Origin of the sequence: Streptomyces sp. NBC_00009 (assembly GCF_045040855.1) — a bacterium.
Taxonomy (GTDB): Bacteria; Actinomycetota; Actinomycetes; order Streptomycetales; family Streptomycetaceae; genus Streptomyces; species Streptomyces aureus.
This window is the reverse complement of sequence record NZ_CP108312.1, coordinates 1,770,421-1,795,569: the sequence shown is the minus strand read 5'-3', so window position 1 is coordinate 1,795,569 and position 25,149 is coordinate 1,770,421. Positions and strand designations below refer to the sequence as shown.

Below are 25,149 nucleotides of genomic sequence, written 5' to 3'. Positions count from 1 at the left end.
CCGCGAGCGCACAGGACACCGACGCTCCGGCGGGGCGGCCGGACCGACGCCCTCAGCCGAGCCCGAGGAGGCACCAGTGTCCCGAACCACCGGACCCGTCACGGGCCGACCGGACAGAGCCGAGAGCCGAGCAGGCGGCGACTACACAGGCGGCGTCTACGGATCCCTGCTCGCGGCCTCCGTGGTCGTCGGCGCCGGCTCGCTGGGCTCCTTTCCCCGCGCGGAGCTGGTGCTGCTGCTGTTGCTCACCGGCGTGGTGTTCTGGATCGCCCACGTACACGCGCAGCTGTTCGGAGCGCGGCTGGCGCGGCGGAAGGCACTGGACCGCGGGACCGTGCTGCGCGTGTGCCGCGACGAGTGGCCGATCGTCAATGCGGCCGTCCCGCCCGCCGCCGCGGTGGCCCTCAGCCCTCTCCTCGGGCTGGACGTGAAGGGCGCGCTCTGGCTGGCGCTGTCGGTCGCCGTGGCCGGGCAGGTGGGCTGGTCCGTGGCCGCGGCACGCCGGGCCGGTGCCCCCCGGCGTCTCATGGCCGTCACCGCCTTGGTCAACCTGGTGCTCGGTCTGCTGATCGTCACCTTCAAGATCGTCCTGAAGCACTGAGCCGGATCGTCGTGCGCCGGAGAAGGCAGGTCACCTGTACCGGGTGAGGCCGGGCCGGGCGCAGAGGCGGACGCTCGCAAGTGGGGCGTCGCATCGCCCACCCGCCCCCACGCTGCTCTCGGGAGAAAAGCCCATGCGTTACGAGATCCGCGTCGAGGGACACATGTCGGAAACGCTGACCAAGGCCTTCCCGGAGCTGGGCCACGTGATCATGGCCGGCCAGACGGTCCTGTTCGGCCCCGTCGTGGACGATGCGCACCTGTACGGGCTGCTGGCCCGGCTCCAGTCGCTGGGACTGCGAGTGCTGGAGATGCGGCAGTTGCCGGAGGGCCGGGCCGACTGATCAGAGGCGCTCCGCCCTGCTCCGCCCGGAGCGGCAGGCAGCTCCCAGCGCCTCGAAGTCCCGCTCGTTCTGGTCGGCGCAGGACTGGGCGAACCCGGAGAGCGCGCAGTCGAATCGGTCGCTGTCGCCCAGGTAGCGGATCGGCATCAACTCCGGTACGCGCGTGGCCGACTGACTCTCCAACACGCGCACGCGCGCGTCGCAAATCGGCTCGCTACGGTCATGGTCCTGCCTCCTCGTCCGACGTCCCGGTGTCGTTGGACGTGGTCGGCGACTCGCTGAAGGAGCCCGGGGCGGAGCCGTCCAGCAGGTGGTGGGCGGTGACGAGCGCGGCGGCCGTGAGCACGGCGCGGAGCACGGCCGCGACGGCCGCTCGCCGGCCGGGCCCGATGCGCCGCCTCCGCCGGGGCGGGCCCGGATCGGCAGGCATCCGTCCGGGCGGCTGGGGGATCGCTCATCTCGCCGCTCTTCGTTCCCGGCTGCCGCACGTCCAGCCGCAGGGCGTGCGAACGCCTCCGGTTCCACCCCGTCGCCCTGGCGGCGGCGCCGGATCACCCGCCGTGGGTGACCCGGCGGGCGGCGCCGCGCGGGACGCTGAGGCGGTCAGGTCCCCGCGTACCGCCGGCCCCTTCGGCGGTCCGGGAACGACCCGCTCGATCATGCGAGGAGGAGCCATGACCATGCCGCGTGGTCCGGCGCCGCAGACCGGACCGGAACCCCCCGCCGGCGGGGCGGCCCCCCGGCCGGTCGACGATCCCGCCGACGCGCTGGCGCGACTGGGCCGCTCATGGACCTGGATCCTGGGCTCGGCGGTCGTCACGCTGGTGCCCGGCATCCTGATCCTGGTCTGGCCGGCGGAGACACTGCACGTCCTGGCGGTCCTCATCGGCCTGTACCTGCTGGTCATGGGGGTGTTCCGGTTCGTGGCCGTCTTCGCGCGGGAGGAGCACGGCGAACGGCTGTCGGGGCTGCTCCTGGCCGTTCTGTTCCTCCTGGCCGGGGTGCTGTGCCTGCGGAACCCGCTCCAGACCATCACCGCCCTCTCCCTGATCGTCGGCGTCGTCTGGCTCGTGTCCGGCGTCCTCACCCTCTACACCGCCATCGCCGCCAAGGACCTGCCGCACCGCGGCGTGCTCCTGGGCGTCGCGGTGCTCGGCATCGTCGCGGGGATCGTCGTACTGGCCCTGCCTGCCGAGTCGGCACAGGCCCTGACCCGGTTGCTCGGCCTGTGGCTCGTCCTGCTCGGGCTGGCCGAGGCGGCGGTCGCCTTCGCCTGGCGGTCCGCGCTTCGGAAGGCGGGCGTCACGGGCTCGCCCGGCCAGGAACCGACGGCCTGACACCCCACCCACAAAGCTCACCCCCGTCGGGTGAGGCCACCGGGCCCCCGTCGGCCCACGCTGAAGACGGCAGGCAAAGGCGGCTGGGCGAGCGCCCGGGACGGAGAAGAGACATGAACGCGCAGACGTACCTGGCGTACGACTATCCCCTGATGAGCGTCTTCTGGAGCATGCTCTGGTTCTTCCTGTGGATCATGTGGTTCGTCCTGCTCTTCCGCGTCATCGGCGACATCTTCCGCGACGACGACATGAGCGGCTGGGGGAAGGCCGGCTGGCTGGTGTTCACCATCTTCCTGCCCTTCCTGGGCGTCTTCGTCTACATGATCGCCCGTGGCAAGAACATGGGCCGCCGGGAGATCGAGCAGGCCCGTGAGCAGCAGAAGGCCTTCGACAGCTACATCAAGAAGACCGCGGGCGGTACGGACCGGCCCAGCAGCGTCGACGAGCTGGCCAGGCTGTCCGAGATCCGCGCTCGCGGCGACATCACGGACGAGGAGTTCAGCAAGGCGAAGCAACTGGTGCTGGCCGGCCACAGTCCGGCCGAAGGCCCGGGTACCGACACCGCCTCCGGCTCCTCCGGTTCCGGACGCTGAGCGCGTGCCGGACGAACACGAAACGAGGCACCACCATGACCGCGACACACTCGCAGCCGGCCGACACGACGAAGCAGGCGTGGGCAGGCGGCCTGACGATCTTCGCCGGCATCATGCTCATGCTCGTCGGTGTGCTCGGCATCTGCCGGGGCATCATGGGGATCGCCAAGGACGACATCTTCGTCACCACACGCAACTACATCTTCCAGTTCGACCTGACCGGCTGGGGCTGGGTCCACCTCGTCCTGGGCGTACTCGCGGTGATCATCAGCTTCGGGCTGATCCGGACCGCGACGTGGGCACGCGTCGGCGGCGTGGTCATCGCCGGACTCGTCATCATCGCCAACTTCCTGTCCCTGCCGTACTACCCGGTCTGGTCGGTCGTGCTGATCGCGATCTCGGGCTTCATCATCTGGGCGCTGTGCGTGGTCCGGAAAGACGAGTCCGACGGGTTCTAGGGCGCACCTCACGGCGTGTAGGTGACGCGCCTCGACGCCGGCCGGTTCCAGGACCGTGGGCAGTACGTCGATGAGCTCGACCAGCGCGTCGGTGTGCTGCCCCTCGGGCAGACCCGGGCCTCGTCATCGCCCTCCAGGCGACTGCCACTGGATCCTGGAGATCCATCTGATCGATCGCGAGCGCGGCTTCGGCGGCTTCCACGAGGAGTTTCTCGACCTGGGATGACCGTATACAGGCCGTTGGGTAGGCCGTTCAGGCGCTGTCACTCGGGCGACGGCCTCCTCCTGCCGACATCTCTTAGCGGTGCCCGTGTTCACCGTCCGACGGACGGATCCGTGCATGGGCCGGGCTCCTGCCGGACATCGGCGTGCCCCGCACACCACTTGGAGACACGATGTCCATGCGTCACCGCCGACCGCACGCGGCCCTGATCGTCGCCGCCCTGTGTCTGGTCACCACCCTCGCCGGATGCTCGGACTCGGGCGACGGGTCCTCCACCAGCAGCACCCCGCCCGCGTCCGCTTCCGTTTCGGCGTCCTCCGCACCGTCCGCCTCCGCAAGCGTCTCCGCCCCGGCCTCGGCGTCCCCCTCGTCCTCCGAGAGCGGAAAGGGCGAAGTGAAGGTCACCATCAAGGACTTCGCCTTCCACCCGGCCACGTTCGAGGTCAGCCCCGGCACGAAGATCACCGTCACGAACGAGGACTCGGCCACGCACACGCTGACCGCCGACGACAAGTCCTTCGACACCGGCAACCTCGCGCAGGGGAAGTCGGCCACCATCACCGCGCCGTCCAAACCGGGCTCGTACTCCTACATCTGCACCATCCACCCGAACATGAAGGGCACCCTCACGGTCCGCTGACGTCGGCGCACCCCGCACGCCCTCGTCACCGGGAGGTCCCCGCCATGTCCCACGAACCGACCGACCCCCCGTCCCCCCGCCCCGCGCGCCGGCCATGGCGCGCGGCGGCCCGCATCCTCGCCGCCGCCGGACTCGCCGTCAACGCGTACGTGCACGCGGACCTCGCGTCCCGCTACGACCCCGTCAGCGCCGCGATCAGCCAGGGCTCCCTCTTCAGGATCGAGACCGCCCTCGCCGCGCTCGCCGCCGTGCTCGTCCTGTTCTGGCGCCGGTCCCTCGGCGACGTCTTCGCCTGGCTCACCGCGGCCGGCGGACTCGCCGCCCTGCTCGTCTACCGCTACGTTGACGTCGGCGCATTCGGGCCGCTGCCCAACATGTACGAACCCCTCTGGTACGCGGAGAAGGACCTCGTGGTGATCTCGCAGGTACTGACCGTCGTGGCGATGACCTTGCTCCTGGTCGGCCGGGGTCGCGAACGGCTCCTGGCCTGGCGGTCGGCCTCCGGACACTGAGTGATATCTGTTCCGGCGAGTGCAGAAATTGAGGGCGGGAGGCTGAAGTTTTTCCGGGCGGCCGGGCTGGGAAATTGGAGTTCTGCGGGATTTCGGGGTGGCATGCTACTGTTGGATTTAGTTGCAGTTGTGGTTCCCAAAAACTTCGAGTGCCTCCGTCGGAATATTTGTTCCGGCGGGAGCGCTTCTCTGTTTCCGGTGTCCTTTCCGGGCGGGGCGATGATCGCAGCGACAGGAGTTCGCACAGTGCGGGCTCCGGGCACTGCCCCGAAGGAGATATGACATGGCTACTGGCACCGTGAAGTGGTTCAACGCGGAAAAGGGTTTTGGCTTCATCGAGCAGGACGGTGGCGGCCCCGACGTCTTCGCCCACTACTCGAACATCGCCGCCCAGGGCTTCCGTGAGCTGCAGGAAGGCCAGAAGGTGAACTTCGATATCGGTCAGGGCCAGAAGGGCCCGACGGCCGAGAACATCGTTCCCGCCTGACGTCGTCGCTGACGCGTAGACCGTAGCTGGGGCCCGCACCTTGGGGTGCGGGCCCCAGCTCGTTGCTTTTCCGGGTGCCGTTCATCTTTTTGGCATCCAATTATTCGGCTCGTTCCTGCGATTCCCTGTGCTGTTCAAGTGTCGTGGGAATTCCCTGACGCGTGCCGTGCATTTTCGTGCCGCGTCCAGGAAGGTTTTGCCGATCATGAAACGTACGTATGGGGCAGGTCGAGAGGGTCGAGCCGGGCGAACGAGCCGGAGTGTGGTTTCCGGGGAGTTCGCGTTGCCGAAGACCGTTCGGCCGGGTCTGCCCGCCGTCGCTTCCTTCGGGGAACTCGCCCTGCCGGACGAGCTCCTGCGGATGCTCACCAGCCTCGGCATGAACGAGCCGTTCCCCATCCAGGCCGCGACCCTGCCCAACTCGCTCGCCGGGCGTGACGTGCTCGGCCGCGGCCGTACCGGGTCCGGCAAGACCCTCGCGTTCGGGCTCGCCCTCCTCGCCCGTACCGCCGGGCGGCGCGCCGAGCCCCGCAGTCCGCTCGCCCTGGTCCTCGTCCCCACCCGCGAACTCGCCCAGCAGGTCACCGAGGCGCTCACCCCGTACGCCCGGTCGCTGAAGCTGCGCCTGGCCACCGTCGTCGGCGGCATGTCCATCGGACGTCAGGCCGGAGCGCTGCGCGGCGGCGTCGAGATCGTCGTCGCCACCCCGGGGCGGCTCAAGGACCTCATCGACCGAGGCGACTGCCGGCTCGACGAGGTGGCCGTCACGGTGCTCGACGAGGCCGACCAGATGGCCGACATGGGCTTCATGCCCCAGGTCACGGCCCTGCTCGACCAGGTGCGGCCGGAGGGCCAGCGCATGCTGTTCTCCGCCACGCTCGACCGCAACGTCGACCTCCTCGTGCGCCGCTATCTGCACGACCCCGTGGTCCACTCCGTCGACCCGTCGGCCGGCGCGGTGACCACGATGGAGCACCACGTCCTGCACGTGCACCCCGTCGACAAGCATGCGGCCACCACCGAGATCGCCGCCCGCGACGGCCGGGTCATCATGTTCCTCGACACCAAGCACGCGGTGGACCGGCTGACCCGGGACCTGCTCGGCGTCGGTGTGCGCGCCGCCGCCCTGCACGGCGGCAAGTCCCAGCCGCAACGCACCCGCACCCTCGCCCAGTTCAAGAGCGGCCACGTCACCGTCCTGGTCGCGACCAACGTCGCCGCCCGCGGCATCCACGTCGACAGCCTCGACCTCGTCGTCAACGTCGACCCGCCCGCCGACCACAAGGACTACCTGCACCGCGGCGGCCGTACGGCCCGTGCCGGGGAGTCCGGCAGCGTCGTCACCCTGGTCCTGCCCCACCAGCGCCGGGACATGAGCCGGCTGATGCGCGACGCCGGGATCACCCCGCAGATCGCCCAAGTCCGGTCGGGCGAGGCCGAGTTGAGTCGCATCACCGGGGCGCGGGCGCCGTCCGGTGTGCCGGTCGTCATCACCGCGCCAGTGGCGGAACGCCCTCGGCGCAGCGGGGCGAGCACTCGTGGCCGCCGCAGCCGTTCCGCCGAGGCCCGGCGCGCCGCCGATCCGAGGCGCGCCGCCGACCAGCCGCGCACGGGGCAGGGCGCGGGAACCTTCCGGCAGTCCGCGCACCCGGTCGCCGCGGCGTCCTGACCTGTTACGCCACGGTCCGTAGCCACCCGCCCCGTCCCGCCATCCCGTAGGAGGCACTTTGACACTGGTCGAGACACATCCGCGCGAGACGGCCCGCCCCCCTTCGGGGGGTGCGTTCCCGAGGCCGTCGGGACCTCGCGTCTGGGCCGACATGACCGTCGAGGTCGCCCTGTCCGTCCTCGACAGCTCCCGTGCCGGCCGGCTTCTCCTCTGCGACGAGGACGGCCGCTGCACCGGTACGGTCAGCGGCGCCGAGCTGGGCGCCGCGCGCGCCAGCGCCCGCTACACCGATCGCATCCAGCTGCGGGACATCGTCCACAGCTCCGGTCCGTCCCTCTCCCTGTGAGGCCCCCATGCGCTGTGTCATCGCCAGATTTCCCTTCGAACTCTTCAGCAGTGATGTGCTGGAGGCGATGAAGGGCGTCAAACCCGAACCAGTCACCGGCGACTCCGTGCTCATCGGGCGGCGCCGCTACCCCGTCAAGCAGGTCGGGGCCGTCATCACCCGGCAGGACCGGCGCGACTTCACCTCCGGTGAGGTGGTCAGGGCGCTGACCGCGCTCGGCTTCGCCTGTACCGAGGTCTCTGCGGGCGGCTCCGACGGGGCTGAACTCACCCCGCTCCAGGTCGCGTCGGCTCTGATGGGCTCGCCCGCCTCCGCGTAGACACGCCGCCGGCCACCGAGGCCCGGCGGCAGAGGGCCCCGACCGAGACCCGGTCGGGGCCCTCTGCGTGCGCGCGGCCCGGCGGCGGCGCGGCCTTGCGGACGCATGGTGTTCAATTTGCCCGGGGCACGGCCGCCGCGACGGCGCCGGGGTCCCTCCATGCGCCCCTCGACGAGGTGAAATGACAGCAGAAGGACCGCTCGGCCGTCTCGACGACGATGATTACCCCGCCTTCACGATGGGCCGGGCAGCCGAGATGATCGGCACCACGCCCGCGTTCCTGCGGGCCATCGGCGAAGCGCGTCTGATCACTCCGCTGCGGTCGGCCGGCGGACACCGCCGCTACTCCCGCTACCAGCTGCGTATCGCGGCACGGGCCCGCGAGCTCGTCGACCGGGGCACCCCCGTCGAGGCGGCCTGCCGCATCATCATCCTCGAGGACCAGCTCGAGGAGGCCCTGCGCATCAACGCGGAGTTCCGCCGCGCGGCGGCCGGACCGCATGCCGGGGCCGAGGGCCGATAGGCCCCACCCGAAGACCCCGCCCCTCAGGCAACTCCCTGCCATGCAGCTTCCTGGCGTGGCCGGATGCGGACAGTGGGAGTGGCGCGGTGATCATCTCTGGGCACGCAGTCGGAACGGCCGAGACGGACCGGACCGGCGCAGGTCAACGCATCGAACGTACGCCGCACCGTACTCGCGAATGGAGACCTCCCATGTCCCGTGCCACCACCTGCTGTACCGTCCTCGCCGCCGCCGTACTCGGCGGGATCCTGTGGGCCGTGCCCGCGCAGGCCCTCCCCTCCGGGGCCACCGGGCACGGAGCCGGCGCCCCGAAGGCGGCCCCCTCCTCCGCCGACGACTTCGTGTGGCCGACCCCGCCGGCCCGGCCCCTCGACTTCGTGTGGCCGACCCTTCCGCAGCACCTGCCCGGCCTGCCCGGCATACCCACCTCGCCGGACGACTTCGTCTGGCCCGTCGCCCCTCAGCGGTGAGTGCGATGCAGACGACGACGCCCCGTCAGATCCACTCCCTGCGCGTGGCCTGCACGCCGGCCTCGATCGACTCCTGGGTCAGCGCGTTGACCGGATGGAACGCGAGGGACTCGCGCACGCAGGACTCGGCGAGGGCCTCCAGACGGATACGGATGTCGTCGACGTTGTCGAGGTGTTCCGTACCGTCCAGGGTGTTCGACCAGCCGGACGCCGTGTACTCGGCGGCGAGCGTGGCCAGCGCGGCGCGGTTCTGCTCGATGCGCTGCTGGCGCCAGGCCAGTTCGTTCTGCTCCCGCTGGAGGAGGACCTTCAGGCGCCGAGCGACGGGTTCACCGCCCGCAGCCGGCCGGGGGAGTCCGTCGAAGGTGCGAGGAGGGAGAGTTCGGACAGCCTGTCCAGGGCCGCCTCCACCGCCTCCGGTGTGCACTCGAGTAAAGCGGCGAGGCGCTTCGGATCGTGTTCCTTGTGGAACAGAATCGCGCGGTAGACACCGAGCGTCTGCCGGGCACGACCCTGCGCCTCTCCCGGTTCGCGTTCTGCCGTACCCGCGAGGGCGTACTGGTCCTGGAGTCGCCGCTCGTGAAGTTCCGCGCGGTGCTCGTGGACCGCGCGGCCCGCGAACTGGTCGCCGCCCTGGGCGAACCCGTCGCGGCCTACGCGCTCGGCACCGGCCTTCGCGAGGACGACGCCCTCGACGCGCTCGCCCACCTCGTGGGGGCCGGCTTCGTCGAACCCGCCGACGAGGAAGGCGCGTTCGTCTCCGGCACGGAGCCGACGCTGCGCCAGTGGGACTTCCACGACCTGCCGTTCCACTCCCGCATCCGCTCCGGGCGCTACGACGACGTGTTCGGCGCCGTCTACCCGTACCGCGGCGAGATCGACCCCCAGCCCGCCGTGAAGCCCGCCCCGGACGGACCGGCCGTGGACCTGTACCGGCCCACGCGCGAGGAGATCGCCGGGCGCGACCCGTCGCTCACCACCGCCCTGGAGACGCGCCGCTCCATCCGCTCCTACGGAGAGGGGGAGTTGACGGCCGAGCAGCTGGGCGAGTTCCTCTACCGGGTCGCCCGCGTCCGCGCCCACTACACCCCCGAGGACGGCAGCGGCCGCGACGAGGTCGTCTCCCGCCCCTATCCCAGCGGCGGCCAGGGCTACGAACTCGAGCTGTACGTGACCGCGCGGCGCTGCGCGGGGCTCGACGCCGGCATCTACTACTACGACCCCGTCGCGCACCGCCTCGTCCTCGTCAACGACGCGGGACGGACCGGGAGTCGCTCTTCCGTGTGGCGTCACGCGCCACCGGGATGGAGGCGCGCCCCGACGCGCACATCACCGTCACGGCGCGCTTCCAGTGCATGGCGTGGAAGTACCGCGCCATCGCCTGCGCCACGACGCTGCGGCACACCGGTGTGCTCTACCAGACCATGTACCTGGTGGCGACGGCACTCGGCCTCGCCCCGTGCGGCCTGGGCAACGGCGACGCCGACATGTCGGCCCGTGTCCTCGGCCTCGACTATCTGAAGGAGTCGTCCGTAGGCGACTTCCTGCTGGGCAGCCGCAGCCCCGACGACTCCGTGGCCGGCGATCCCGAAGCGGGCTGGGCCATGCTCAACAGTCCGGAATGGTCGCTGCCGGTTAATTCCCCCGTGATAAATGTCAGCGAGGGGGCGCAAAGACTGGCCACCGAATGACCGGCCGAGCATTATTAATTGCACAGCCACCGGTTGCGGAAAGAAAAAAGCCCCCCCGGAAATCTCCGGGAAGGTCCCTCCGGGGAATTGTGGGGCCCTTTTACGGGCCCCTTGTCGGGCCGCCGACGTCCCTGCGTCAGCCCCGCACGGCGACGTGGAACGACGAGGCCCACAGCACCAGCGCGGCGCCCAGGCCGACCACGACACGCACGGTCTCCATCGTCGTGCCGGTCGCGGCAACCACCAGGCCGGCCACCGCGACCGCGGTCAGGAACACGGCCGTCCACTTGTACTGCCACTGGTCGAAAAGACGGGCGAGCGGGAAGAAGTGCAGGCCCACGACCAGGCAGATGCCGGGCGGGATCAGCTCCGGGTGGCCGCTCGCGTTCGACACCGCGATCACCACGAAGATCGCCACCAGCTCGGCCATGTTCACCATGCCGACCCCGCGGTTCCACTTCTCCGGGAGCCGCACCATGCGCGAGGCCGGACCGGCCCCGCCGCGGAAGGCCAGGACCACCGCCACGACGGTCACCGCGGCGGCGAGCACGCCGACCGTCACCGAAACCCCCACGGCGCTTATGCCGGAGCCGCCCGCAAAAGCCCACACCAGGGCAAAAACCGCGAGGACGATGGCCCCGCGGCGGCGCAGATTCTGCGTGAGTGCAAGGCACTCCGTGTCCGTAGTCATGGCCGGAGGGTACAGCGATCTTGGCGCCTCCTAGGCAGTTTTCGGACAACCCGTCCGTGACTCGGCGGGCACCCGTGTCACGAAAGTGGTGACGTATGTAAGCGGCCGCCCCGCATTCCCTTTCCGGGCGCAAGCCGCCGCCACAGAATTCCAGTCAAAACATTCCGCAAGATCTGTTGAAGATTTCCTGGAAGGTGCGAAAACATGGGGGTTGAAGCGCCGGAGCGCACTGCCGTGAAGCCGGACTCCGCCGGCCTGACGGGAGTGCGGCTCCACACACGGATGCCGGTGACACCGGGGTGGCTCGCCCGGCACGTCGTGCCGGGCGCCCGCGCCCTGAGCGAACGGGGCACTCCCGCCGTCCAGTTGAGGCGCGGCTGGCTGCACGGCCCGCACGTCGATGTCCTCGCGCTCGCCCTCGCGGTGCCGGGCGGCCCCGACTGGACCGAGGTCGGGGACCTCCTCGACGCCGGGCCGCTCGACCCGCCGCGCGCCCTGACCGAGGAGGCGTACCTGGAGAGGACTGCGAGCGGATGTTCGGGGCGCCGTACTACGCGATCCACCGCGCGCATCTGCACGAGGCGCTGCTCTCGCTGGTCGACCGGGACAGCCTCCGGCTCGGCCAACGCCTGTGCCGCGCCGAGGAGTTGGGTGACGACGGCGCCCGGCTCACCTTCGAGGACGGCACCTGTCCGCGACGCGGAGGTCGTCGTCGGCGCCGACGGCATCCACTCGACCGTCCGCGAGACGTTCCTGCGCGACGAGCCGGTCTTCGCGGGACTCGGCATCTACCGGGGCCTGGTCCCCGTGGACCGGCTCCCCGACGAGGCGCGCGCCGCCCTCGTGCGCCTCTGGCTCGGGCCCGGCGGGCACTTCGTCTGCTACCCGGTCTCCGGCGGCCGCCACCTCAGCTTCGCCGCGACCGTCCCCATGACGGACGCGCCGCCCGAGTCGTGGTCGGCGCCCGGCGACCCGGAGGAGCTGCGCCGCGCGTTCGGCTCCTGGACCGGCCTGGTCGCGGACATCGTCGAGGCCGTCGACGTGACGCATCAGTGGGCGCCCCACGACCGGCCGCCGCTGCGGCAGTGGTCGAGCCGCCACATCACGCTCCTCGGCGACGCGGCGCACCCGATGCTGCCGTTCATGGCACAGGGCGCCAACCAGGCCATCGAGGACGCGATGGACCTGGTGGCCGGCCTCGCCGCCCCGACCGATGAGCCCACCGGCACCCGCCGGCCTCGCCGCCCCGACCGATGAGCCCACCGGCACCCGCCGGCCTCGCCGCCCCGACCGACGAGCCCACCGGCACCCGCCGGCCTCGCCGCCCCGACCGATGAGCCCACCGGCACCCGCCGGCCTCGCCGCCCCGACCGATGAGCCCACCGGCACCCGCCTCGCCTGCTACGAGTCCCTGCGCATCCCGCGCACGGCCGAGATCCAGCGCGGCTCCCGCGGCAACGCCGGCGTGCTGCACCTGCCCGACGGCCCGGCCCAGCGCCGCCGCGACGCACAGATGGCGGTGCACGCCGCCCTGCGCGACCGGACGACGCTGTACGCCCACGAGACGGGACGCAGCGTGGTGCCTTCGGGGGTGTGAGTTCGGGGGCGTGCCTTGTCGAGGTGCGACAGGCAATGTGACGGGGCGTCGGCCGCCGTCTACTGTTCGGCGCATGCAGTCCTACACCATCGGGCAGGCGGCGCGGCTGCTCGGCGTCAGCCCCGACACGGCACGCCGCTGGGCCGACGCGGGCCGCGTCGCCACCCACCGCGACGAGGGCGGCCGCCGCCTGATCCGCGGCCAGGACCTGGCCGCATTCTCCGTCGAGGTCGGCCAGTCGGGACCCGACGACGAGGACGCCTCGTACACCTCCGCGCGCAACGCCTTCCCCGGCATCGTCACCGGCGTGAAGCTCGGCGACGTGGCGGCCCAGGTCGAGATCCAGGCGGGCCCGCACCGGCTCGTCTCGCTCCTGACCCGCGAGGCCGTCGAGGAGCTCGGCCTGGAAGTGGGCATGCAGGCCATCGCCCGCGTGAAGTCGACCAACGTGCACATCGACCTCACCTGACCCGGCCCACCGGGCACCTGGATGTGAGGGGTGTACGTAGCAACACCCGAGGTCCGGGCCGTACGCCCCATGTGCCGGAAGGCCGCCGTCCCTAACGTCGTGGTCATGGCGCAGACAGCGCCGTGACGACGACGGTGGACGGGGAGAAACCATGTTCCGACGTACGGGCCGAGCGGGCGGCAGCGGACCGGCAGGGCACGGCGGCGAGGCCCTGCGCCTCGTCAAGGTCAGCAAGACGTACGGGGCCGGGGAGGGCGCCGAGAACGCCGTGACCGCACTCGACGACGTGACCCTGAGCCTGCGGAGCGGGACGTTCACCGCCGTGATGGGTCCCTCCGGCTCCGGCAAGTCCACGCTCCTGCAGTGCGCGGCCGGACTGGACCGGCCCGACAGCGGCATCGTGATGGTCGACGGCGAGGAGATGACGGGCGGCACCGAGGCGGCCCTCACCAAGTTCCGCCGCCGCCGGATCGGCTTCGTCTTCCAGCAGTACAACCTGCTGCCGACGCTGACCGTCGCCCAGAACACCACCCTGCCGCTCAGGCTCGCCGGGCGGCGCGTGAACCGGGCCCGCGCCCAGGAGATCCTCACCCAGGTCGGCCTCGGCGACCGGCTCGGCCACCGCCCCGACCAGCTCTCCGGCGGCCAGCGCCAGCGCGTGGCCATCGCCCGCGCCCTCGTCACCCAACCGAGCGTGATCTTCGCGGACGAACCGACCGGCGCCCTCGACACCGGCAGCGCCCGCGACGTCCTGCGCCTCCTCCAGGAAGCCGTGCGCCTGCACGGCAGGACCGTCGTCATGGTGACGCACGACCCGGTCGCCGCCTCGTACGCGGACTCCGTGCTCTTCCTCGCGGACGGCCGCCTCGCGGGCGAGATGACCGCGCCCACCGTCGACGCCGTGGCCGAACGCCTCGCGCACCTCGGCGACAGCACGCCGGCGGGGGTGTGAGCCGTGTTCGCACTCGCCCTGCGCTCCGTCCGGCTGCGCCCCGGCCGCCTCGTCGCGACGCTCCTGTCCGCCTTCCTCGGCGCGGCGATCATCATGACGTTCAACTCGCTGCACGACACGGCGGGCGCCCCCGGCGTCGACCACGTCAGCGCGGAGACCCTCACCACCGCGGCGAGCGTCGTCGGCGGCTACGGAACCCTCCTCGTGTTCTTCGCCGTCGCCTCCACCCTGACCGTCAACGTCCGCCAGCGCGCTGACGAGATCACCCTCCTGCGCCACACCGGCGCCACCCCCGCCCAGATCAAGCGCATGATCGTCGGCGAGTCCGTGATCGTCGCCCTCGCCGGTTCGGCGCTCGCCGTCGGGCCCGCGATGCTCGGCGGCCACGCCCTGCTCGACGTGTTCAAGGACAGCGGCCAGGTCGCCGATGGCGTCAGCTACGTATTCGGTTCCGTCGCCCTCACGTCCGGCCCCGCCGTCACCCTGCTCGCCTCCGCAGGCGCCGCGTTCCTCGCGGTGCGGCGCGCCACGAGGGCGGCCGCCGGGATGCGTCAAGGGCGGGGCAGGGCACGGAAGTTCGCGGCATGGGGCGCGCTCGCCGTCGGTGCCGCCGGTGTCCTGAGCACCTTCGCGATGAAGGCCACCGACGCGGCCCTCATGGCGGCGCCCGCCTACGGCGCGATCCTGCTCTCCGTAGGCTTCGCGCTGCTTTCCCCGGCCCTGCTGCGCACCCTCCTCGGCCGCGCGGAACCCCTGCTCACCGCACTCACCGGCGCGAGCGGCTATCTGACGGTACGGAACATGCGGCAGCGCGCCGAGCAGCTCTCCGGCGTCCTGATGCCGCTGATCCTCTTCACCGGCATGGCCACGGCCACCCTCTACATGCAGGCCGTCGAGAACGACGCGATCAAGGCGTCCGGTCTCGCCAAGTCCGTCGAGGACAAGAACCTGGAGACCCTCAACGTCGTGGTCGTCGGCATCATCGTCGTCTTCGCCTGCGTGATGCTCGTCAACACCCTGTACGCGGCGACCTCCTACCGGGTCCGCGAGTTCGGGCAGCAGCGCCTGGCCGGTGCCACGCCGGGACAGGTCCTCGGGACGGTCGCGGTCGAGAGCCTCGTCCTCACGGTGACGGGTGTGTTCTTCGGCACGGTCGCGGGCCTCGCGGGAATCGTGCCCTTCACCACCGTCCGCACCGACTCGCTCCTGCCCGACCAGGGCCTCGGGATCTGGCTCACGGTCGTGGCGTCGGCGGCCACGGCCACGTTCGTGACCAGTCTGGGCACGGCCCGCAGGACCCTGCGCGTCAAGGCCGTGGATGCCGTGGCGATCGCCGCCTGACACCGGATCCGCCCGCCCGGCACGGTCCGCGCCCGCAACCACGGCGGATGCGGACCGTGTCGCTGTTGGGCTGAACGGGTGACTTGGCGTAAGAATGGCGGGTGCAGACAAAAGTACGAGCCCGGACGGGGTGGGGGCAGTGAACAGCCACGACGTCACTGACGAACAGTGGGAAGGGCTCGCCCAGGTCGTACCTCTGCGCGGCCGTAACGCATGGCCGTCGGCGGTCGACCACAGGGCCGTTCCCGAAGCGGAGACGGAGGCGCGGCGACGGTTCGTCGTGCTGCGGGTCAACGTGTTCGCGGACGCCCGCGAGGTCGCCGAGACCGTGATGACGGGCATCCCCGTGCTGCTCGACCTGAGCGGCGCCGAGTCCGATGTCGCCAAGCGCGTCCTGGACTTCAGCAGCGGAGTGGTCCTCGGCCTCGGCTGCGGAATGCACCGTGTCGACCGCAATGTCTTCCTGCTCGCCCCTCCCGGCACCGAGGTGCAGGACTTCGTGGCGGGGGCCGTTCCCCGGGCCTAGGGTCTTTCGGTTGGATCAGGCCGGACCGGGCCCCGCGAGCCCGGCGTGATCCAAACGAGAGGCCCTCGTCACCCGGCCCAGGCCCTCCGGTCCCCCGATCGAAGGAAGGTCCGCCCGGAAGAACGGTTCTCCGGGCGGAGTGCCGCCTACCGTCCGGGACATGACCTTGCTCGCGCGGGGCGGCGGCGCACCCCCGGCCCCCCAGGACCGGCCGAGCCTCACCGAACTGCGGCTCTCGGCCTTCGCCGCGCACCGAGGCGCCGGCTTCCCGCTCGGCCCGCTGACCCTCTTCGCCGGACCGAGCGGCAGCGGCAAGTCCAGTGCCCTGAAGGCCTACGAGGGACTGGCCCGGCTCGGCGGCGGCGCGGCCCTCGACGAGGTGTTCCCCGACCCGTCCGCCTATGTCCCCGACCGGGCCCGGCCCGACGCGCAACGACGCCGCGGCTTCCGCATCGGCTGCACCGTCACCGGGCCCGTCGGCCCGGTCCGCCTCGACCTCGCGATCCAGGCGGAGCCCGAACTGCGCATCGTCGGCGAGCGGTTGACCTGCGAGGGCCGCACTCTCCTGGAGACCGCCCTGCGCGACCCCGGACGCCGCGTCGTCCAGGCCGCCTGGCACACGGCAGGGGCAACCCCCGTGACCCGCGCGCCCCTGCCGGACGACCTGCTCGGCACCGCGCTCCTGCCGCTGCGCGTCGCGGGCAAGACGGAAGGCCAGCGGCTCGTCATCGCCGCCGCGGAACAGGTCGTGGTCGCCCTGCGCTCCGTCTTCTCCTGCGACCCCCGGCCCGACCGCATGCGCCGCCCCGCCCCGGCCACCGCCGACCGCCTCCTGAGCGGATGCGACAACCTCGCCGCCGTCCTGTGGCGCACACGCTCCGAGTGCGGCACCCGGCACGCGCTGCTCGTCGCCGCAGCCCGCGCCGGCTGCGCGGGACCCGTCGTCGACGTCCTGTCGGAGGACCTCGGCAACGGCACGGTACGGGCCGTGCTCGACCGCGGCGACGGGCTGCGCACCCCCGTCGACCGGCTCGGGGACGGCGAGTTGAGGTACCTGGCGCTCGCCCTGGTCCTGCTCACCGGCCCCCGGGTGCTCGCGGTCGACCCGGCGGCGGAGGTCCCCGAGGCGTACCAGACGCTCACCGTCCTCGCCGACGGCCTCGACCGCAGCCTCGACCCGCGGCAGTTGCAGGAGCTGACGGCGCTCGCGGTGCGGATGTGCGGGCGCGGGCACATCCGGCTTGCGGGGGCGGTCGGCGACGGGACGTGGGCGGCACGGGAGCACGGCGCGGCGGTGGTAGACCTGGGGCCGTGACAGAACTTGATGTGGCGGGGCTGCAGCGCCGGCTGGCCCGATTCGCGGCGGCCAGGAACTGGGAGCAGTACCACACGCCGAAGAATCTGGTGGCCGCGCTGAGCGTGGAGGCGTCCGAACTGGTCGAGATCTTCCAGTGGTTGACCCCGGAGGAGTCGGCCGGCGTGATGACGGACCCGGACACGGCGCACCGGGTGCGCGACGAGGTCGCGGACGTCCTCGCGTATCTGCTGCAACTGTGCGAGGTGCTCGGGATCGACGCGCTGGCGGCCCTGTCGGCGAAGATCGACCGCAACGAGCACCGGTTTCCGGCGCCTGGGGAGGGCTGAGACCGGCTGGAGGGGCCGCATGACCGGTCTTGTCACTCTATGGAGTCACGGAATTATCAACATTGGATTCCGTGTCCACAGATTTCGGTCGTCCTCTGGCTTTTCGCCTCTCGGACCCTCACTCTGGGTAGTGGACAAGGGAGTTCGGGACGGGGGCGGCGCATGGACGCGGTGCGACTCATCAGGGCGAGCCGACGGGCCCTGGCGGAGAGCCAGGACGCGCCGGCCATCACGCGGGAGGCATGGCAGGCCCAGGCCCTCGCGCAGGCCATGGGGAACAGGCTGGCGAGAGAGGGCCCGCCGGAGCTGAGGGGCGAGGCGCTCGGACTGAGCGAGGCGGGCGGCAGAGGCTGCTCGGGCTCGGCGATCCCGGTCATCGGGTCGGGCGGCATACGGGCGGCGCAGCTCACGGAGCTGCCGGAGGCGCACAAGGCGCTGATCGGTCTGGCCGCGCTGCTCGGTGAAGTGGGGATCGCCCTGGTGGGCATAGCCAGCGAGGCGGAGGAGGAGGGGGCCTACTGGCACTGTATGGACGCCATCGACGCCGCCGACGAATCACGGGACAGGGTCCTCGAGATAATCCGCCGACTCGGGCTGCGCCGCGACACCATGTCGGAGTCGGAGCCGGACTCGGCGGCGTAGGGGCCGCCACTTGGTACGGCTGCGGCTGCGACGGCAGCGGGCTTCGGGGGCGCACCGGCATCGGTGCGACGCGCCCCCGGCGGGGTCAGAGGCGGTGGCCCTCGTCGGCGGACGGGGCGCCGGGTCCGGTGGACTGCTGAAGGTCGGCGTCGAGTTGCGACAGATCGGCGTTGAGCGCGGCCATCAGCTCTTCCATCTGCTGGAGCAGACCCTTGGGTGCGCCCTTCTGATCCGGCACGGCCGGTTCGTGCACGACCTGCTCGGACATGGCTTCCTGGGACATGGCGGCCTCCTCGGCCCTCGCTCTCCCCGCGGGGGAGGGCAGTTGACGCAGGCGTCGCCCGGCAGCGGCAGCCGCCGCCGGTGCGGGTGCCGGGCGGTCCGGCTCCGCCCGAGCCAACGATCACTCGCGTGGACGGGTCACTGGCGCGCGCCCCGGCCACATGCCCGGTTGACGGATATTCACCCGACAGGGGCGGGGCCGGAGCGGCGGGACCAGCGGAGTTGACGCTCAGCCGTGAAGCCGTGAAGCCGTGAAGCCGTGAAGCCGTGAAGCCGTGAAGCCGTACAGCCGCTCAGGAAGCCGGGAGGTGCGTGGTCTAGGAAAGCTGGGGCATCACCTCGGTGGCGATCAGCTCCAAGTGGTCCAGGTCGTCCAGGTCGAGCATCTGGAGATACATCCGCTGCGAGCCGACGGCCTGGTACGCGGCGATCCGCTCGACGACCTCGGCAGGCGAGCCGGCGAGCCCGTTCGCCTTCAGCTCGTCCACATCGCGGCCGATGGTGGCGGCGCGACGCCTGACGTCGGCGTCGCTCTTCCCGACGCACGCCACCAGGGCGTTGGAGTAGACGAGGCTGCCGGCGCTCCGGCCGTATTCCTCCGCCACCGCACGGACCCGCTTGAACTGCTGCTCCGTGTCGGTGAGCGACGCGAACGGGATGTTGAACTCGTCGGCGTACTGCGCGGCGAGCGCCGGGGTCCGCTTGGCGCCGTGCCCGCCGATCAGGACCGGCACCTTGTTCTGCGCCGGCTTGGGCAGCGCGGGGGAGTCCTTCAGCTGGTAGTACGTGCCGTTGAAGTCGAAGCGCTCGCCGACGGGCGTGCTCCACAGGCCCGTGACGATGGCGAGTTGCTCCTCGAGGCGGCCGAACTTCTCCTTCGGGAAGGGGATGCCGTAAGCCTCGTGCTCCGCTCCGTACCAGCCGGAGCCGAGGCCCAACTCCACGCGTCCGCCCGACATCTGGTCGACCTGCGCGACCTGGATCGCGAGGACGCCCGGGAGGCGGAAGGTGCCGGCGGTCATCAGTGTGCCCAGGCGGATCCGCTTGGTCTCGCGGGCGAGGCCGGCCAGCGTGATCCAGGCATCGGTGGGGCCGGGGAGCCCGTCGGCGGAGCCCATGTGCAAGTAATGGTCAGACCGGAAAAACGCTCCATAACTGAGGTCTTCAGCGGCCTTCGCCACGCGGAGAAGCGTCTCGTAGGTGGCGCCTTGCTGCGGTTCTGTGAAGACTCGAAGATCCATTCAGCCATCATGCACCGGTCACTTCTGGTGACCTTTTAGAACCGCAGCGTCCCCGGGGAGAAATGCGTGGTCGGGGGCGGTACTGGCGGACCATACTCGGACGCGTGTTCCTGACGATCAGCACGACCGGCACCCCTGAACGCCCCGCGACCGACCTCGGGTTTCTGCTGCACAAGCATCCCGGCAACGCGCAGGCGTTCTCCACCTCGCACGGAACCGCGCACGTCCTGTACCCGGAGGCGTCCGCGGAGCGCTGCACCGCGGCGCTGCTCCTGGAGGTGGATCCGGTCGCGCTCGTGCGCCGCGGCAAGGGCAAGGGCAAGGGCCGCGGCGGCGCCCCCGACGCGGCGCTCGCGCAGTATGTGAACGACCGGCCGTACGCCGCCTCGTCCCTGCTCGCCGTGGCGATCGGCAATGTGTTCTCCAGCGCCCTGCGCGGACAGTGCAAGGCCATGCCCGAGCGGGCCGAGCAGCCGATGCCGCTGCGTATCGAGGTGCCCGCGGTGCCCGCGCGCGGCGGGGTGGCGCTGGTGCGCCGGCTCTTCGAGCCGCTCGGCTGGGCCACGGTGGCGGCCGACCCGGTCGCGCTCGACGAGCGGTTCCCCGAGTGGGGCGACTCCCGCTATGTGCGTCTCGTCCTGGAGGGCGAGCTGCGCCTCGCCGAAGCGCTGCGGCATCTGTATGTGCTGCTGCCCGTGCTCGACGACGCCAAGCACTACTGGGTCTCGGCCGACGAGGTCGACAAGCTGCTCCGGGCGGGTGAGGGCTGGCTGCCCACGCACCCCGAGCAGAAGCTGATCACCAGCCGTTACCTCTCGCGACGCCGGGCACTCACCCGCAGCGCCATGGAGCGCCTGGAGCTGGTGCGGCTCGCCGACGCGGACGACACCGACGTGGAGGACATCGACAACGCGGTCGACGAGGCGACGGACACCGAGGAGCAGCCCGTACCGCTGGCCGTTCAGCGGCGCGACGCCATCACCGCCGCGCTCAGGGCGGCCGGGGCCGGGAGGGTGCTCGACCTGGGATGCGGACAGGGCCAGTTGGTGCACGAGCTGCTCAAGGACACCCGGTTCACCGAGGTCGTGGGTGTCGACGTGTCGATGCGGGCCCTGACGATCGCCGCCCGGCGCCTCAGGACCGACGGGATGGGGGAGCGCCAGGCCTCCCGCGTCACGCTCCTCCAGGGCTCGCTCGCGTACACCGACAAGCGGCTCAAGGGATACGACGCGGCGGTACTCAGTGAGGTCATCGAGCACCTCGACCTGCCGCGGCTGCCCGCACTGGAGTACGCGGTGTTCGGCTCCGCGCGGCCGAGGACGGTCCTCGTGACGACACCGAACGTCGAGTACAACGTCCGCTGGGAGAGCCTGCCCGCCGGACACGTCCGGCACGGCGACCACCGCTTCGAGTGGACCCGCGAGGAGTTCCGTACCTGGTCGCGCGCGGTGGCCGACCGGCACGGCTACGACGTGGAGTTCGAGCCTGTCGGACCCGATGACCCCGAGGTCGGCCCGCCCACGCAGATGGCCGTCTTCACCCTCACCGACCGGACCCGGACCGACCAGACCCGGACCGACCAGACCCGGACCGACCCGAGCCCGAAGGAGGCGAAGGCCGCATGACCAGCACCGGTTCCCACGCTCGTACGCTCCCCGTCACCGACCTGTCCCTCGTCGTCCTCGTCGGCGCCTCGGGGTCCGGCAAGTCGACGTTCGCGCGGCGGCACTTCAAGCCCACCGAGATCATCTCCAGCGACTTCTGCCGGGGGCTCGTCGCCGACGACGAGAATGACCAGAGCGCCAGCCGCGACGCCTTCGACGTGCTCCACTACATCGCGGGCAAGCGCCTCGCGGCCGGGCGGCTCACTGTCGTCGACGCGACCAACGTCCAGCAGGAGAGCCGCAAGCAGCTGGTCGACCTGGCGCGGCAGTACGACGTGCTGCCCATCGCCATCGTCCTCGACATCCCGGAGGAGGTCTGCGCCGCGCGCAACGCGGAGCGCGCCGACCGCGCCGGCATGGCGCGCCGCGTCATCTCCCGGCACACCCGCGAACTGCGGCGCTCCCTGCGCCACTTGGAGCGCGAGGGCTTCCGCAAGGTGCACATCCTGCGCGGCGTCGAGGAGGCCGACAGCGCCGAGGTCGTACGAGAGAAGCGCTACAACGACCTCACGCACCTCACGGGTCCCTTCGACATCATCGGCGACATCCACGGCTGCGCCTCTGAGCTGGAGACGCTGCTCACCAGGCTCGGCTACGTGGACGGTGTGCACCCCGCCGGCCGTACGGCGGTGTTCGTCGGCGACCTCGTCGACCGGGGGCCCGACTCCCCGGGCGTCCTGCGCCGCGTCATGGCGATGGTCAAGTCGGGCCACGCGCTGTGCGTGCCCGGGAACCACGAGAACAAGTTCGGCCGTTACCTCAAGGGCAGAAAGGTCCAGCACACGCACGGCCTCGCCGAGACCGTCGAGCAGTTCGCGGGCGAGAGCGAGGAGTTCACGCAGGAGGTCGCCGAGTTCGTCGACGGCCTCGTCAGCCACTACGTCCTCGACGGGGGCAAGCTCGTCGTGTGCCACGCGGGCCTGCCCGAGAAGTACCACGGGCGCACGTCGGGGCGGGTGCGCTCGCACGCGCTGTACGGGGACACGACCGGCGAGACCGACGAGTTCGGCCTGCCGGTGCGCTACCCGTGGGCCGAGGAGTACCGCGGCAGCGCGGCCGTCGTCTACGGCCACACACCGGTCCCGCAGGCCACCTGGCTCAACAACACCATCTGCCTCGACACCGGCGCCGTGTTCGGCGGCAAGCTGACCGCGCTGCGCTGGCCGGAGCGCGAACTGGTCGACGTACCCGCGGAGAAGGTCTGGTACGAGCCGTCGAGGCCGCTGCGGACCGAGGCGCCCGGCGGGCAGGACGGGCGGCCGCTCGACCTCGCCGACGTGCACGGACGGCGGTCCGTCGAGACCCGGCACGCCGGACGCGTCGCCGTGCGCGAGGAGAACGCGGCGGCGGCCCTCGAGGTCATGAGCCGCTTCGCCGTCGACCCGCGCCTGGTCCCGTACCTGCCGCCGACCATGGCGCCCACGGCGACCTCCAGCGCGGGAGCCCGCGGCGGAGCCGCTGATGAACCCTTCCTGGAGCACCCCGCCGAGGCCTTCGCCCAGTACGCCGCCGACGGGGTCGGGCGCGTCGTGTGCGAGGAGAAGCACATGGGCTCGAGGGCGGTGGCCCTGGTGTGCCGGGACGCGGAGGTGGCGCGCGAGCGCTTCGGCGTCCCGGAGGGGCCCACCGGCGCGCTCTACACCCGTACCGGACGGTCCTTCTTCGCCGACGAGCAGGTCACCGAGGAGATCCTCGGCCGGGTGCGCGCCGCCGTCACCGACGCGGGGCTGTGGGACGAGCTCGACACGGACTGGCTGCTGCTCGACACGGAGCTGATGCCCTGGTCGCTCAAGGCGTCGGGCCTGCTGCGCTCGCAGTACGCCGCCGTGGGCGCCGCGTCCGGTGCCGTGTTCCCGGATGCCATCGCCGGTCTGGAAGCGGCGGCGGCGCGCGGCGTCGACGTGGGCGAACTGCTCGGCAGGCAGCGTGAACGGGCCGCCGACGCGGCCGCGTTCACGGACGCCTACCGGCGCTACTGCTGGACGACGGACGGGCTCGAAGGGGTGCGGCTCGCGCCGTTCCAGATCCTGGCGGTGCAGGGCAGGTCGCTGGCCGCGCTGCCGCACGATGAGCAGCTCGCCCTCATCGACCGGATGGTCGAGCACGACGGCTCGGGGCTCCTGCAGACCACCCGGCGTCTCTTCGTGGACACCGGCGACGAGGCGTCCGTGAGCGCCGGTGTCGACTGGTGGCTGGAGATGACCGGGCGCGGCGGCGAGGGCATGGTCGTCAAGCCGGTCGAGGCGCTCACCCGCGACGGCAAGGGCCGGCTCGTACAGCCCGGCATCAAGTGCCGCGGCCGCGAGTACCTGCGGATCATCTACGGTCCCGAGTACACGCGCCCCGACCACCTGGAACGCCTGCGCGGCCGCTTCCTCGGGCACAAGCGCTCGCTCGCGATCCGCGAGTACGCGCTCGGTCTCGAGGCGCTGGACCGGCTCGCGGACGGGGAGCCGCTGTGGCGGGTCCACGAGGCGGTGTTCGCGGTCCTCGCGCTCGAGTCGGAGCCGGTCGACCCGAGGCTGTGAGAGCGCTGATGTGAGCCGCCACCCAGCTCCTTGATTGCACGGGCGCGGGCCCTCCGGCCGGGGAAAGATGGATCCATGGGATTCCACGTCGACTCCGAGGCCGGGCGGCTGCGCCGCGTCATCCTGCACCGCCCCGATCTGGAGCTCAAGCGGCTCACGCCGAGCAACAAGGACGCGTTGCTCTTCGACGACGTGCTGTGGGTGCGCCGCGCGCGGCAGGAGCACGACGGGTTCGCCGACGTGCTGCGCGACCGCGGCGTGACCGTGCACCTCTTCGGCGACCTGCTCACCGAGGCGCTCGCCATCGGGGACGCCAGGTCCCTCGTCCTCGACCGGGTCTTCGACGAGAAGGAGTACGGGCCGCTCGCCACCGACCACCTCAGGGCCGCCTTCGAGACGATGCCGGCCACGGACCTGGCCGAGGCGCTGGTCGGCGGCATGACCAAGCGGGAGTTCCTCGACCGGCACCCCGAGCCGACGTCGGTCCGCTTCCACGCGATGGACCTCGACGACTTCCTGCTCGGCCCGCTGCCCAACCACCTGTTCACCCGCGACACCTCGGCCTGGATCTACGACGGCGTCTCCATCAACGCGATGCGCTGGCCCGCCCGGCAGCGCGAGACCGTCCACTTCGAGGCGATCTACCGGCACCATCCGCTGTTCCGGGACTCGGGCTTCCACCTGTGGTCGGAGGGGCAGGCCGACTACCCGTCCACGATCGAGGGCGGCGACGTCCTGGTGATCGGGCAGGGCGCCGTACTCATCGGGATGAGCGAGCGCACCACCCCGCAGGCCGTCGAGATGCTGGCGCACAAGCTGTTCGCGGCGGGCTCCGCGCAGACGATCGTGGCGCTCGACATGCCGAAGCGGCGGGCGTTCATGCACCTCGACACCGTGATGACGATGGTCGACGGCGACACGTTCACGCAGTACGCGGGGCTCGGCATGCTGCGCTCGTACACCATCGAACCGGGCGTGGGGGAGCGGGAGTTGAAGGTCACAGACCATCCGCCGGAGCACATGCACCGGGCCATCGCGGCCGCGCTCGGCCTCAGCGAGATCCGGGTCCTGACCGCCACGCAGGACGTGCACGCGGCCGAGCGGGAGCAGTGGGACGACGGGTGCAACGTGCTGGCCGTGGAGCCGGGCGTGGTCGTCGCCTACGAGCGCAACGCGACGACGAACACCTATCTGCGCAAGCAGGGAATCGAGGTCATAGAGATCCTGGGCAGTGAGCTGGGGCGGGGGAGAGGCGGCCCGCGCTGCATGAGCTGCCCGGTCGAGAGGGACCCTGTATAGAGCGGCGGTCTCCGGAACCTGACCCTGTATAGAAATGTGGAGCATCGTATAGACTTCCAGC

General features: G+C 71.4%; 32 protein-coding genes and 3 pseudogenes. 29 read left to right on the top strand and 6 right to left on the bottom strand.

Going from position 1 to position 25,149, the window contains the following annotated elements; all coding sequences use genetic code 11:
* Positions 1-76: 76 nt before the first annotated feature.
* Complete coding sequence (locus tag OHA58_RS08005; RefSeq protein WP_405477782.1) at positions 77-601, top strand: hypothetical protein; 525 nt, start codon at positions 77-79, stop codon at positions 599-601.
* 133 nt (positions 602-734) lie between these two features.
* A complete protein-coding gene (locus OHA58_RS08000; RefSeq protein WP_405477780.1) occupies positions 735-944 on the top strand; it encodes a hypothetical protein in 210 nt (69 codons plus the stop codon).
* On the opposite strand, the gene OHA58_RS07995 is transcribed toward OHA58_RS08000, so the two are convergent.
* Together OHA58_RS07995 and OHA58_RS07990 are read right to left on the bottom strand one after the other, a co-directional pair.
* Positions 945-1,136: a hypothetical protein gene (locus OHA58_RS07995; protein ID WP_405477778.1), complete on the bottom strand. Its 192-nt coding sequence runs from the start codon at positions 1,134-1,136 to the stop codon at positions 945-947. It lies immediately after the preceding gene.
* Positions 1,137-1,164: 28 nt separating this feature from the next.
* The gene (locus OHA58_RS07990; protein ID WP_405477776.1) at positions 1,165-1,302 is read right to left on the bottom strand and encodes a hypothetical protein; all 138 of its coding nucleotides are present in this window, start codon (positions 1,300-1,302) and stop codon (positions 1,165-1,167) included.
* 316 nt (positions 1,303-1,618) lie between these two features.
* Here OHA58_RS07990 and OHA58_RS07985 point away from each other — a divergent pair, with 316 nt between their 5' ends.
* From OHA58_RS07985 to OHA58_RS07930, 12 genes and pseudogenes are all read left to right on the top strand, one after another.
* The gene (locus OHA58_RS07985; RefSeq protein ID WP_405477774.1) at positions 1,619-2,281 is read left to right on the top strand and encodes an HdeD family acid-resistance protein; all 663 of its coding nucleotides are present in this window, start codon (positions 1,619-1,621) and stop codon (positions 2,279-2,281) included.
* Positions 2,282-2,394: 113 nt separating this feature from the next.
* The gene (locus OHA58_RS07980) at positions 2,395-2,874 is read left to right on the top strand and encodes an SHOCT domain-containing protein (protein ID WP_405477772.1); all 480 of its coding nucleotides are present in this window, start codon (positions 2,395-2,397) and stop codon (positions 2,872-2,874) included.
* 35 nt (positions 2,875-2,909) lie between these two features.
* On the top strand, positions 2,910-3,332 hold the full coding sequence (locus OHA58_RS07975; RefSeq protein ID WP_405477770.1) for a hypothetical protein: 423 nt from the start codon (positions 2,910-2,912) through the stop codon (positions 3,330-3,332).
* A 142-nt stretch (positions 3,333-3,474) separates the two neighbouring features.
* Positions 3,475-3,558: pseudogene (locus OHA58_RS07970) on the top strand (aminopeptidase); the annotation flags it as partial.
* Between the two features lie 169 nt (positions 3,559-3,727).
* On the top strand, positions 3,728-4,195 hold the full coding sequence (locus OHA58_RS07965) for a cupredoxin family copper-binding protein (protein ID WP_405477768.1): 468 nt from the start codon (positions 3,728-3,730) through the stop codon (positions 4,193-4,195).
* 44 nt (positions 4,196-4,239) lie between these two features.
* Entirely contained in the window at positions 4,240-4,707 is a 468-nt protein-coding gene (locus OHA58_RS07960; RefSeq protein ID WP_405477766.1) for a hypothetical protein, read from the top strand.
* A gap of 283 nt (positions 4,708-4,990) precedes the next feature.
* A complete protein-coding gene (locus OHA58_RS07955; RefSeq protein WP_327578695.1) occupies positions 4,991-5,194 on the top strand; it encodes a cold-shock protein in 204 nt (67 codons plus the stop codon).
* Positions 5,195-5,399: 205 nt separating this feature from the next.
* Positions 5,400-6,863 carry a DEAD/DEAH box helicase gene (locus OHA58_RS07950; RefSeq protein ID WP_405477763.1) on the top strand — a complete coding sequence of 488 codons (1,464 nt, stop codon included), beginning with the start codon at positions 5,400-5,402 and terminating at the stop codon, positions 6,861-6,863.
* 151 nt (positions 6,864-7,014) lie between these two features.
* Positions 7,015-7,209, top strand: a complete 195-nt coding sequence (locus tag OHA58_RS07945) for a hypothetical protein (protein ID WP_405477761.1) — start codon at positions 7,015-7,017, stop codon at positions 7,207-7,209.
* Between the two features lie 7 nt (positions 7,210-7,216).
* Positions 7,217-7,528: an SCO5918 family protein gene (locus OHA58_RS07940; RefSeq protein WP_405477759.1), complete on the top strand. Its 312-nt coding sequence runs from the start codon at positions 7,217-7,219 to the stop codon at positions 7,526-7,528.
* A 181-nt stretch (positions 7,529-7,709) separates the two neighbouring features.
* On the top strand, positions 7,710-8,051 hold the full coding sequence (locus OHA58_RS07935; RefSeq protein WP_405477757.1) for a MerR family transcriptional regulator: 342 nt from the start codon (positions 7,710-7,712) through the stop codon (positions 8,049-8,051).
* A gap of 191 nt (positions 8,052-8,242) precedes the next feature.
* Positions 8,243-8,521: a hypothetical protein gene (locus OHA58_RS07930; protein ID WP_405477755.1), complete on the top strand. Its 279-nt coding sequence runs from the start codon at positions 8,243-8,245 to the stop codon at positions 8,519-8,521.
* A gap of 25 nt (positions 8,522-8,546) precedes the next feature.
* Here the strand turns inward: OHA58_RS07930 and OHA58_RS07925 are convergent, their stop codons facing one another.
* The gene (locus tag OHA58_RS07925) at positions 8,547-8,948 is read right to left on the bottom strand and encodes a hypothetical protein (RefSeq protein WP_405477753.1); all 402 of its coding nucleotides are present in this window, start codon (positions 8,946-8,948) and stop codon (positions 8,547-8,549) included.
* Between the two features lie 29 nt (positions 8,949-8,977).
* Here OHA58_RS07925 and OHA58_RS07920 point away from each other — a divergent pair.
* The 3 genes and pseudogenes from OHA58_RS07920 to OHA58_RS07910 all read left to right on the top strand — a co-directional run.
* A pseudogene (locus OHA58_RS07920) lies at positions 8,978-9,301 on the top strand (hypothetical protein); the annotation flags it as partial.
* A gap of 524 nt (positions 9,302-9,825) precedes the next feature.
* A pseudogene (locus OHA58_RS07915) lies at positions 9,826-9,984 on the top strand (dehydrogenase); the annotation flags it as partial.
* Positions 9,985-10,008: 24 nt separating this feature from the next.
* The gene (locus tag OHA58_RS07910; protein ID WP_405485425.1) at positions 10,009-10,212 is read left to right on the top strand and encodes a hypothetical protein; all 204 of its coding nucleotides are present in this window, start codon (positions 10,009-10,011) and stop codon (positions 10,210-10,212) included.
* A 136-nt stretch (positions 10,213-10,348) separates the two neighbouring features.
* Here OHA58_RS07910 and OHA58_RS07905 read toward each other — a convergent pair whose 3' ends face one another.
* Positions 10,349-10,903: a DUF7010 family protein gene (locus OHA58_RS07905; RefSeq protein ID WP_405477751.1), complete on the bottom strand. Its 555-nt coding sequence runs from the start codon at positions 10,901-10,903 to the stop codon at positions 10,349-10,351.
* 204 nt (positions 10,904-11,107) lie between these two features.
* On the opposite strand from OHA58_RS07905, the gene OHA58_RS07900 reads away from it, so the two are divergent.
* The 9 genes from OHA58_RS07900 (at position 11,108) to OHA58_RS07860 (ending at position 18,074) form a co-directional block, all read left to right on the top strand.
* Positions 11,108-12,160, top strand: coding sequence for an FAD-dependent monooxygenase (locus OHA58_RS07900; RefSeq protein ID WP_405477749.1), 1,053 nt, complete (start codon positions 11,108-11,110; stop codon positions 12,158-12,160).
* A 76-nt stretch (positions 12,161-12,236) separates the two neighbouring features.
* Positions 12,237-12,500 (top strand): hypothetical protein, encoded by a 264-nt coding sequence (locus tag OHA58_RS07895; protein ID WP_405477747.1) that lies wholly within the window; start codon positions 12,237-12,239, stop codon positions 12,498-12,500.
* A gap of 73 nt (positions 12,501-12,573) precedes the next feature.
* Positions 12,574-12,969: a molybdopterin-binding protein gene (locus tag OHA58_RS07890; protein WP_405477745.1), complete on the top strand. Its 396-nt coding sequence runs from the start codon at positions 12,574-12,576 to the stop codon at positions 12,967-12,969.
* 151 nt (positions 12,970-13,120) lie between these two features.
* The gene (locus OHA58_RS07885) at positions 13,121-13,921 is read left to right on the top strand and encodes an ABC transporter ATP-binding protein (protein ID WP_405477743.1); all 801 of its coding nucleotides are present in this window, start codon (positions 13,121-13,123) and stop codon (positions 13,919-13,921) included.
* A 3-nt stretch (positions 13,922-13,924) separates the two neighbouring features.
* Positions 13,925-15,262, top strand: coding sequence for an FtsX-like permease family protein (locus OHA58_RS07880; protein WP_405477741.1), 1,338 nt, complete (start codon positions 13,925-13,927; stop codon positions 15,260-15,262).
* A 139-nt stretch (positions 15,263-15,401) separates the two neighbouring features.
* Positions 15,402-15,788 carry a cell division protein SepF gene (locus OHA58_RS07875; RefSeq protein WP_405477739.1) on the top strand — a complete coding sequence of 129 codons (387 nt, stop codon included), beginning with the start codon at positions 15,402-15,404 and terminating at the stop codon, positions 15,786-15,788.
* A 160-nt stretch (positions 15,789-15,948) separates the two neighbouring features.
* The gene (locus tag OHA58_RS07870) at positions 15,949-17,103 is read left to right on the top strand and encodes an AAA family ATPase (protein WP_405477737.1); all 1,155 of its coding nucleotides are present in this window, start codon (positions 15,949-15,951) and stop codon (positions 17,101-17,103) included.
* Entirely contained in the window at positions 17,100-17,432 is a 333-nt protein-coding gene (locus OHA58_RS07865; protein WP_405477735.1) for a nucleotide pyrophosphohydrolase, read from the top strand. Before OHA58_RS07870 ends, OHA58_RS07865 begins: the two co-directional genes overlap by 4 nt.
* Positions 17,433-17,594: 162 nt before the next feature.
* Entirely contained in the window at positions 17,595-18,074 is a 480-nt protein-coding gene (locus OHA58_RS07860) for a DUF6099 family protein (RefSeq protein WP_326710655.1), read from the top strand.
* Between the two features lie 85 nt (positions 18,075-18,159).
* On the opposite strand, the gene OHA58_RS07855 is transcribed toward OHA58_RS07860, so the two are convergent.
* Positions 18,160-18,357, bottom strand: coding sequence for a hypothetical protein (locus OHA58_RS07855; RefSeq protein ID WP_389522869.1), 198 nt, complete (start codon positions 18,355-18,357; stop codon positions 18,160-18,162).
* A 316-nt stretch (positions 18,358-18,673) separates the two neighbouring features.
* Positions 18,674-19,597: an LLM class F420-dependent oxidoreductase gene (locus tag OHA58_RS07850; protein ID WP_405477732.1), complete on the bottom strand. Its 924-nt coding sequence runs from the start codon at positions 19,595-19,597 to the stop codon at positions 18,674-18,676.
* A gap of 104 nt (positions 19,598-19,701) precedes the next feature.
* Between OHA58_RS07850 and OHA58_RS07845 the strand changes: the two genes are divergently transcribed.
* The 3 genes from OHA58_RS07845 (at position 19,702) to OHA58_RS07835 (ending at position 25,088) form a co-directional block, all read left to right on the top strand.
* Complete coding sequence (locus OHA58_RS07845; protein WP_405477730.1) at positions 19,702-21,222, top strand: 3' terminal RNA ribose 2'-O-methyltransferase Hen1; 1,521 nt, start codon at positions 19,702-19,704, stop codon at positions 21,220-21,222.
* Positions 21,219-23,789 (top strand): polynucleotide kinase-phosphatase, encoded by a 2,571-nt coding sequence (locus OHA58_RS07840; RefSeq protein ID WP_405477728.1) that lies wholly within the window; start codon positions 21,219-21,221, stop codon positions 23,787-23,789. The genes OHA58_RS07845 and OHA58_RS07840 overlap by 4 nt, the downstream gene beginning before the upstream one ends.
* Before the next feature lie 75 nt (positions 23,790-23,864).
* Positions 23,865-25,088 (top strand): arginine deiminase, encoded by a 1,224-nt coding sequence (locus OHA58_RS07835; RefSeq protein ID WP_405477726.1) that lies wholly within the window; start codon positions 23,865-23,867, stop codon positions 25,086-25,088.
* Positions 25,089-25,149: the final 61 nt, after the last annotated feature.